The organism is Phreatobacter sp. AB_2022a, from assembly GCF_026847585.1.
Classification (GTDB): Bacteria; Pseudomonadota; Alphaproteobacteria; order Rhizobiales; family Phreatobacteraceae; genus Phreatobacter.
This window is the reverse complement of sequence record NZ_JAPSET010000063.1, coordinates 19,986-27,488: the sequence shown is the minus strand read 5'-3', so window position 1 is coordinate 27,488 and position 7,503 is coordinate 19,986. Positions and strand designations below refer to the sequence as shown.

General features: G+C 65.7%; 9 protein-coding genes and 1 pseudogene. All 10 read right to left on the bottom strand.

Annotated elements, in window-relative coordinates:
- Positions 1-538: pseudogene (locus OZ671_RS28890) on the bottom strand (hypothetical protein); the annotation flags it as partial.
- 19 nt (positions 539-557) lie between these two features.
- On the bottom strand, positions 558-1,859 hold the full coding sequence (nuoF, locus tag OZ671_RS28885; RefSeq protein ID WP_268863914.1) for an NADH-quinone oxidoreductase subunit NuoF: 1,302 nt from the start codon (positions 1,857-1,859) through the stop codon (positions 558-560).
- Between the two features lie 4 nt (positions 1,860-1,863).
- Positions 1,864-2,565 carry an NADH-quinone oxidoreductase subunit NuoE gene (gene nuoE, locus OZ671_RS28880; RefSeq protein WP_038312367.1) on the bottom strand — a complete coding sequence of 234 codons (702 nt, stop codon included), beginning with the start codon at positions 2,563-2,565 and terminating at the stop codon, positions 1,864-1,866.
- A 24-nt stretch (positions 2,566-2,589) separates the two neighbouring features.
- Positions 2,590-2,877: a hypothetical protein gene (locus tag OZ671_RS28875; RefSeq protein ID WP_268863913.1), complete on the bottom strand. Its 288-nt coding sequence runs from the start codon at positions 2,875-2,877 to the stop codon at positions 2,590-2,592.
- On the bottom strand, positions 2,874-4,058 hold the full coding sequence (locus tag OZ671_RS28870) for an NADH-quinone oxidoreductase subunit D (RefSeq protein WP_268863912.1): 1,185 nt from the start codon (positions 4,056-4,058) through the stop codon (positions 2,874-2,876). Before OZ671_RS28870 ends, OZ671_RS28875 begins: the two co-directional genes overlap by 4 nt.
- 12 nt (positions 4,059-4,070) lie before the next feature.
- A complete protein-coding gene (locus OZ671_RS28865) occupies positions 4,071-4,676 on the bottom strand; it encodes an NADH-quinone oxidoreductase subunit C (protein ID WP_268863911.1) in 606 nt (201 codons plus the stop codon).
- Between the two features lie 21 nt (positions 4,677-4,697).
- On the bottom strand, positions 4,698-5,279 hold the full coding sequence (locus OZ671_RS28860) for a NuoB/complex I 20 kDa subunit family protein (RefSeq protein WP_038312354.1): 582 nt from the start codon (positions 5,277-5,279) through the stop codon (positions 4,698-4,700).
- Between the two features lie 39 nt (positions 5,280-5,318).
- A complete protein-coding gene (locus OZ671_RS28855) occupies positions 5,319-5,684 on the bottom strand; it encodes an NADH-quinone oxidoreductase subunit A (protein ID WP_038312351.1) in 366 nt (121 codons plus the stop codon).
- 149 nt (positions 5,685-5,833) lie between these two features.
- Positions 5,834-6,592 carry a hypothetical protein gene (locus OZ671_RS28850; protein ID WP_268863910.1) on the bottom strand — a complete coding sequence of 253 codons (759 nt, stop codon included), beginning with the start codon at positions 6,590-6,592 and terminating at the stop codon, positions 5,834-5,836.
- A 103-nt stretch (positions 6,593-6,695) separates the two neighbouring features.
- Positions 6,696-7,478, bottom strand: coding sequence for a TerC family protein (locus tag OZ671_RS28845; protein WP_268863909.1), 783 nt, complete (start codon positions 7,476-7,478; stop codon positions 6,696-6,698).
- Between the last annotated feature and the right edge of the window lie 25 nt (positions 7,479-7,503).

The following is a 7,503-nucleotide window of genomic DNA, read 5'->3' as shown; positions in this document are numbered from 1 at the left end:
CGACCGGCGCGGGCGCAACGGCCTTCGCCGGCGCAGCTTTCGCCGCCACGGGCTTCGCCACGGCCACCTTGGCTGCCGGCGTCTTGGCTTTTGCCGGTACCGGCCTTGCCTCGGTCCTGACGGCCTCCGGCTTTGCCGGTTCGGGCTTGACCACCTCCGGCTTCACCACCTTGGCCTTCACCACCTTCGGCGCGGCGGCCTTGGCCGGTTTCGGCGCGGCGACTTCCGGCACGACGGTCAGGTGCGGCGCCCGCACAGGGGCCGGAGCGGCCTCCGGCTCACGCCGGACGCGAGGCCCGGCCGCACCCGGCGCGAAAGCCCGCATCAGCCCCATGCCGACACCCCAGAACGCCACCCAGCCGGTCATCGCGACCGTCATCGGCAGCACGGCGGCCGCGACCGCCGGCCCGGCCAGTTCTTCCGCCGCGCGGAAAGTCCTCGACCCATCCTTCAACATTGCATTCACGTCTACACCCGGAAGCGACATGGCTTGCACCCAGTTCTCGTTGCGCAGATGCACTGGTGGCTCGAAGGACATTTCCTCGTCGGCTCGTTGATTATTCCGCTGCGATCGCGACGCGATCGGGATGCGGGTTCGCGGCATAGGCGTCGATCTTCTTTTCGATCTCGCCGCGGAAATGGCGGATGAGGCCCTGGACCGGCCATGCCGCCGCATCGCCCAGCGCGCAGATGGTGTGGCCTTCGACCTGCCCGGCGACGTCGAGCAGCATGTCGATCTCCTTTTTATGGGCCCGGCCTTCCGACATGCGGGTCAGCACGCGCCACATCCAGCCGGTGCCTTCACGGCACGGCGTGCACTGGCCGCAGCTCTCGTGCTTGTAGAAATAGGAGATGCGGGTGATCGCCCTGACGACGTCGGTCGACTTGTCGAGCACGATGACCGCGGCGGTGCCGAGGCCGGATTTCAGGGCGCGCAGCGCGTCGAAATCCATGGGCGTGTCCCAGATCTCGTGAGCCGGCACCAGCGGCACCGACGAACCGCCGGGGATCACGGCGAGCAGGTTGTCCTTGCCGCCACGGATGCCGCCGCAGTGCTTCTCGACCAGTTCCGAGAACGGGATCGACATCGCCTCTTCGAAGGTCGCCGGCTTGTTCACATGGCCGGAGACGCAGAACAGCTTGGTGCCGAGATTGTTCGGCCGGCCGAAGCCGGCGAACCAGGCCGCGCCGCGGCGCAGGATGGTCGGCACCACAGCGATCGATTCGACGTTGTTGACCGTCGTCGGGCAGCCGTAGAGGCCCATATTGGCCGGGAACGGCGGCTTCAGGCGCGGCTGGCCCTTCTTGCCCTCCAGGCTCTCGAGCAGCGCGGTCTCCTCGCCGCAGATATAGGCGCCGGCGCCGTGATGGACGTAGAGATCGAAATCCCAGCCGTTCTTGTTGTTCTTGCCGAGAAGGCCGGCGTCATAGCACTCGTCGATCGCGCGCTGCAGCGCCTCGCGCTCGCGGATGAACTCGCCGCGCACATAGATGTAGCCCGTGTGGGCGCCCATGGCGCAGCCGGCGATCAGGCAGCCCTCGACCAGCGTATGCGGGTCGTTGCGCAGGATCTCGCGGTCCTTGCAGGTGCCGGGCTCGGATTCGTCGGCATTGACAACGAGGTAGCTCGGCCGGCCGTCGGACTGCTTGGGCATGAACGACCATTTCAGGCCGGTCGGGAAGCCGGCGCCGCCCCGACCGCGCAGGCCGGAATCCTTGACCTGCTGAATGATCCAGTCGCGCCCCTGGTCGATGAAACCCTTGGTGCCGTCCCAATGGCCGCGCGCCATCGCGCCCTTCAGGCTCTTGTCGTGGAAACCGTAGATATTGGTGAAGATGCGATCCTTGTCGGCCAGCATCGTCTCACTCCTTCACGGACGGCGCGTCGGCCGCAGGGGCTTTCTTCGCGGGCGCCTTCCGCGGCGCTCCGTCCCCGCCCGGGGTCGCGGCGTTGAACGGCAGGTCGTGCAGCGTCAGCGCCCCGCCTTCGGGTTCGGCACCGTGCCGACCGTTCTGCGGGCCCGGCTTCGGCTTCTCGCCGCGCGCGAAGGCGTCCAGCACCTTTTCGAGGCTCTCCGGCGTCAGGTCCTCGTAGGTGTCGGAGAAGACCTGGATCATCGGCGCGTTGACGCAGGCGCCGGCGCATTCCACCTCCTCCCAGGAGAAGGCACCGTCGGCCGACAGGTGGAACGGCTCGGCGTGAATGCGCGACTTGCAGACCTTGATCAGCTCTTCCGCGCCCCGGAGCATGCAGGGCGTGGTGCCGCAGACCTGCACATGGGCCTTTGTGCCCACAGGCTGCAGCTGGAACATCGTGTAGAAGGTCGCGACCTCGAACACCCTGATATAGGGCATGTCCAGCATGTCGGCGATATATTCGATGGCCGCCTTGGGCAGCCAGTAGGCGTGCTGCTCCTGGGCGCGCCACAGCAGCGGAATGACCGCCGAGGCCTTCCGTTCCGCCGGATATTTGCCGATCGTCTCCCTTGCCCAGGCAAGATTCTCCGCCGTGAAGGCGAAGGAGGCCGGCTGGACCTCATCGGGGGCAAGTCTGCGGACGCTCATCGCTCGATGCTCTCGTGATTGTCGTCAGTTCACAGGAATGCAGGGCAGCGCGGTCAGTCGTGCCGGCGGGTCGGACTGATTGGTTCCCCGTGCGCCGGTGACGACGCAGATGAAGGCGCGGGTGCCCTGCTGCAGGGTCATCACGATCTCGCCGGGCCGGCCATTGGTCGTCGTCGACGAGATGGCATAGCCGGAATTGATCAGTTCGCCCAAAGGCTTGCCCGCGGACATGTCGAGCGACTGGGCCGCCGCCGCGCCGGCCGTCCCGGCGAGCGCGAGGACCGCGGCCGCGATACGCAGCGAAACGCTCATCGATCGACCTCCCCGAAGACGATGTCGATCGATCCGAGGATCGCCGAGACATCGGCCAGCATGTGGCCCTTGCACAGGAAATCCATGGCCTGGAGATGGGCGAAGCCCGGAGCACGGATCTTGCAGCGATAGGGCTTGTTGGAACCGTCTGAGACCAGATAGACGCCGAACTCGCCCTTCGGCGCCTCGACCGCGGCATAGACCTCGCCGGCCGGCACGTGGAAGCCCTCGGTATAGAGCTTGAAGTGGTGGATGAGCGCCTCCATCGAGCGCTTCATCTCGCCGCGCTTCGGCGGCACCACCTTCTGGTCCTTGGCCGAAACCGGCCCCGGCGTCTCGCGCAGCAGCTTGGTCACCTGCTTCATGATGCGGACGGACTGGCGCATCTCCTCCATGCGGATGAGATAGCGGTCGTAGCAGTCGCCGTTCTTGCCGATCGGAATATCGAAATCGAGATCGGCATAGCATTCATAGGGCTGCGACTTGCGCAGGTCCCAGGCGACGCCCGAACCGCGGATCATCACGCCCGAGAAGCCCCAGGCCCAGCAATCCTCGATCGACACGACGCCGATATCGACATTGCGCTGTTTGAAGATGCGGTTCGGCGTCAGCAGCGCGTCGAGATCGTCGACCACCTTGAGGAACGGGTCGCACCAGGCCTCGATATCGTCGACGAGCTTGGCCGGCAGGTCCTGGTGCACGCCGCCGACGCGGAAGAAGGCCGCGTGCATGCGCGAACCCGAGGCCCGCTCGTAGAAGATCATCAGCTTCTCGCGCTCCTCGAAGCCCCAGAGCGGCGGGGTCAGCGCGCCGACGTCCATCGCCTGGGTCGTCACGTTGAGCAGATGCGAGAGAATACGGCCGATTTCGCTGTAGAGCACGCGGATGAGCTGGCCGCGGCGCGGCACCTCGATCCCCAGAAGCCGCTCGACGGCCAGGCAGAAGGCGTGCTCCTGGTTCATCGGCGCGACATAGTCGAGCCGGTCGAAATAGGGGATCGCCTGCAGATAGGTCTTGGTCTCGATCAGCTTCTCGGTGCCGCGGTGCAACAGGCCGATATGCGGATCGACCCGCTCGACCACTTCGCCGTCGAGTTCCATGACAAGACGCAGCACACCGTGGGCCGCCGGATGCTGCGGCCCCCAGTTGAACGTGAAGTTTCGGATATCGTGTTCACCCATGATCGCCCCCGCTCAGCTCGCTTTTGCCTTCTCGTCACCGGGCAGGACATAGTCCGTACCCTCCCACGGTGACAGGAAGTCGAACTGGCGGAATTCCTGGGCCAGCCGGACCGGCTCGTAGACGACACGCTTCTGGGCGTCGTCGTAGCGGACTTCGACGAAGCCCGAGGTCGGGAAGTCCTTGCGCAGCGGATGGCCGTCGAAGCCGTAGTCGGTCAGGAGGCGGCGCAGGTCGGGATGGCCGGTAAACAGCACACCATAGAGGTCGTAGGTCTCGCGCTCGAACCAGACGGCGCCCGGAAAGACCGGCGTGACAGAAGCCACTGGCGTCGTCTCGTCGGCCTGGATCTTGACCCGGATGCGGGCGTTCTGCTTCGGCGAAAGCAGGTGATAGACCACGTCGAAACGCTTGGCCCGCCCCGGATAGTCAACCCCGCACACGTCGATGATGTTCCAGAACTGGCACCGTCCATCGTCGCGCAGGAAGGTCATCACCCTGGTGATGTCGGCAGCCTCGGCCGTCAGCGTCAGTTCGCCGAAGGCGACGTTCGCGCCGGTCACCGCGCCTGGCAGAGCCTTGACGATGTAGTCGCCGAGTTCGTGCAGCGTCCCGTCCATTGTTCCAAACCCCTGCCCGTCTCAGCGCTCGATCGTGCCGGTGCGGCGGATCTTCTTCTGCAGAAGCAGCACGCCGTAGAGCAGCGCTTCCGCGGTCGGCGGGCAGCCGGGCACATAGACGTCCACGGGCACGACGCGGTCGCAGCCGCGCACCACCGCATAGGAATAGTGGTAGTAGCCGCCGCCATTCGCGCACGAACCCATCGAAATGACGTAGCGCGGCTCGGGCATCTGGTCGTAGACCTTGCGCAGGGCCGGCGCCATCTTGTTGGTCAGCGTGCCCGCCACGATCATCACGTCGGACTGGCGCGGCGAAGCGCGCGGCGCGAAGCCGAACCGCTCGACGTCGTAGCGCGGCATCGACAGCTGCATCATCTCGACCGCGCAGCAGGCGAGGCCGAAGGTCATCCACATCAGCGAGCCGGTGCGCGCCCAGTTGATCAGGTCATCGGTGGCGGTGACCAGGAAACCCTTGTCGGCCAGCTCGTTGTTGATGTTCGAAAAGAACGGATCGGCCGTGCCGATGGGTTTGCCATCGAGGCCGACGAGGCCCCTGGGGGCCGGAGCGACGAGCGGATCGCCGCGGTCGAGGGCGGTTGCCATATCAGAACCTCAATCCCAAACGTCTCAAGCCCGAGCGCCTCAATCCCATTCCAGCGCGCCCTTCTTCCACTCGTAGATGAAGCCGATCGTCAGGACGCCGAGGAAACACATCATCGACCAGAAGCCGAACCAGCCGACCGTCTTGAAGGCGACGGCCCAGGGGAACAGGAAGGCAACTTCGAGGTCGAAGATGATGAACAGGATGGCGACGAGATAGAAGCGCACATCGAACTTCATGCGGGCGTCGGCAAAGGCGTTGAAACCGCACTCATAGGCCGACAGCTTTTCCGGATCGGGCCGGGAAAAAGCCAGAAGGAACGGGGCGACCAGCAGCGCCAGGCCGATGACGGCGGCAAGGGCGATGAAGATGACGAGCGGCAGATAGTCGTTCAGAAGCTCGTTCACTGGCTGCTCTCCACGTCTCGGTCGCGGGTTTGGCCCACCCGCGTGCGACATTTGCCCCGTGCCTTACTCCCTCGCCTGTTGCGGTGCAAGCAGCGGAGGGCGTTGGCAGGTCACATTCCTTAGAAAGGTTATGAGGAAAACGTGACAGCTCAAAAATCAGCACGGAAACTGAGCTGCGGCACGATCAGCCAGCGCGAGTAGCGCACTTCCGGCGCGCTCGACCAGCGATTCTCGTAGGCCAGGAATGCCGAGACCTGGACCCCGCGGCGGATCTCGTAGCGGGCGCCGACGGCCACGTTCACCACGACGTCGTTGCGGGTCGAGATCCAATGCGGAACGTGACGCTGGTCGATCCGCGGCACGAACACGAGGTCGAGCTGCCGGTCGACCCGGTAGAACACCGGCAGCGCGATCTGGACTTTCGAGCGCTCCTTCTGCGAATCCGTCGAGAGCCGGTAGGCGACCAGCAGCCGCGGGGCGACCGACCAGGGCGTGCCGTCCAGGGCGAAGGTGCGCGAGATCTGGCTTTGCAGTTCGTAACCGGTGGACGAATAGCTGTGAAACAGCCCGTCCCAGGACGGGGTCGCCTCCAGCGTGCCGGACCATGAGAGATCGCCGAAGCTGCGGCTCAGGCTGACGCCGCCGGAAAAACCCGAGGCGCCGATCACGAAGGGCCGGCCGGCAAGGCCGAGCTGCGTCAGAACATAGGCCTCGATGGCGGTGTCGGGGTCGATCTGCCTGCGCGCGGCGAAGCGGACGCCCGGAATCACGATGAAATTGGGCGGCCGGCCGGGGCCGGTATCGATGTCGGGAAAATCGAACTCGGCGGCCGCCGCCGGCAGGGCGACGACGCAGCCGACCACCGCCGCCAGGATCGCGCAGCTTCTCGGCCCTGCCTGCCTCGTCATTGCGGCGCCCCCGCCCGACACCACCAGCCAATGGACCAAGGCTGGCGCAAACGCCCCGGCACGACAAGCTGGTAGAACCAGCCATATGCGCCGCTGGCGGGCATCACGGCGAATCGGCCGCCCCGCCCCTGCCCTCCGCCGGTGCCGGCCGCCGGCGCCGCCGCGCGAGCATGTTGAGGCCCTCGACCAGCGCCGAAAAGCCCATGGCCGCATAGATATAGCCCTTCGGCACATGGAAGCCGAAGCCTTCGGCGATCAGCGTCATGCCGATCATCAGGAGGAAGCCGAGAGCCAGCATGACGATGGTCGGGTTGCGCTCGATGAAGGTGGCGAGCGGCGTTGCCGCAATCATCATCACCGCGACAGCAACGATCACCGCGATGTACATGATGCCGACCTCGTTGGTCATGCCGACGGCGGTAATGATCGAATCGATCGAAAAGACGAGATCCAGCAGCAGGATCTGGAAGATGGCGCCGCCCAGCGACAGCTGCAGCACGCCCGCAAGCATCTCGTCCCTGGGGTCCTGGGGATCGACGGTATGGTGGATTTCCTTGGTCGCCTTCCAGACCAGGAACAGGCCGCCTGCGATCAGGATCAGGTCGCGCCAGGAGAAGGCGCGCCCGAACAGCGTGAAGACCGGCGTGGTGAGCTGCACGATGATGGAGATCGTCGCCAGCAGCGCGAGCCTCATGACGAGGGCGGCGCCGATGCCGAGCCGGCGGGCGGTCTGACGCTGGTGCTCCGGCAGCTTGTTGGTCAGGATCGAGATGAAGATCAGATTGTCGATGCCGAGCACCACCTCGAGCACGATGAGTGTCGCCAGCGCCGCCCAGCCGACCGGGTCGGTGACGAAGGCGAAATGCGAAGCGATGGTCTCCAGCATCGGATGTGCCCCTTCCCTCCCCCGA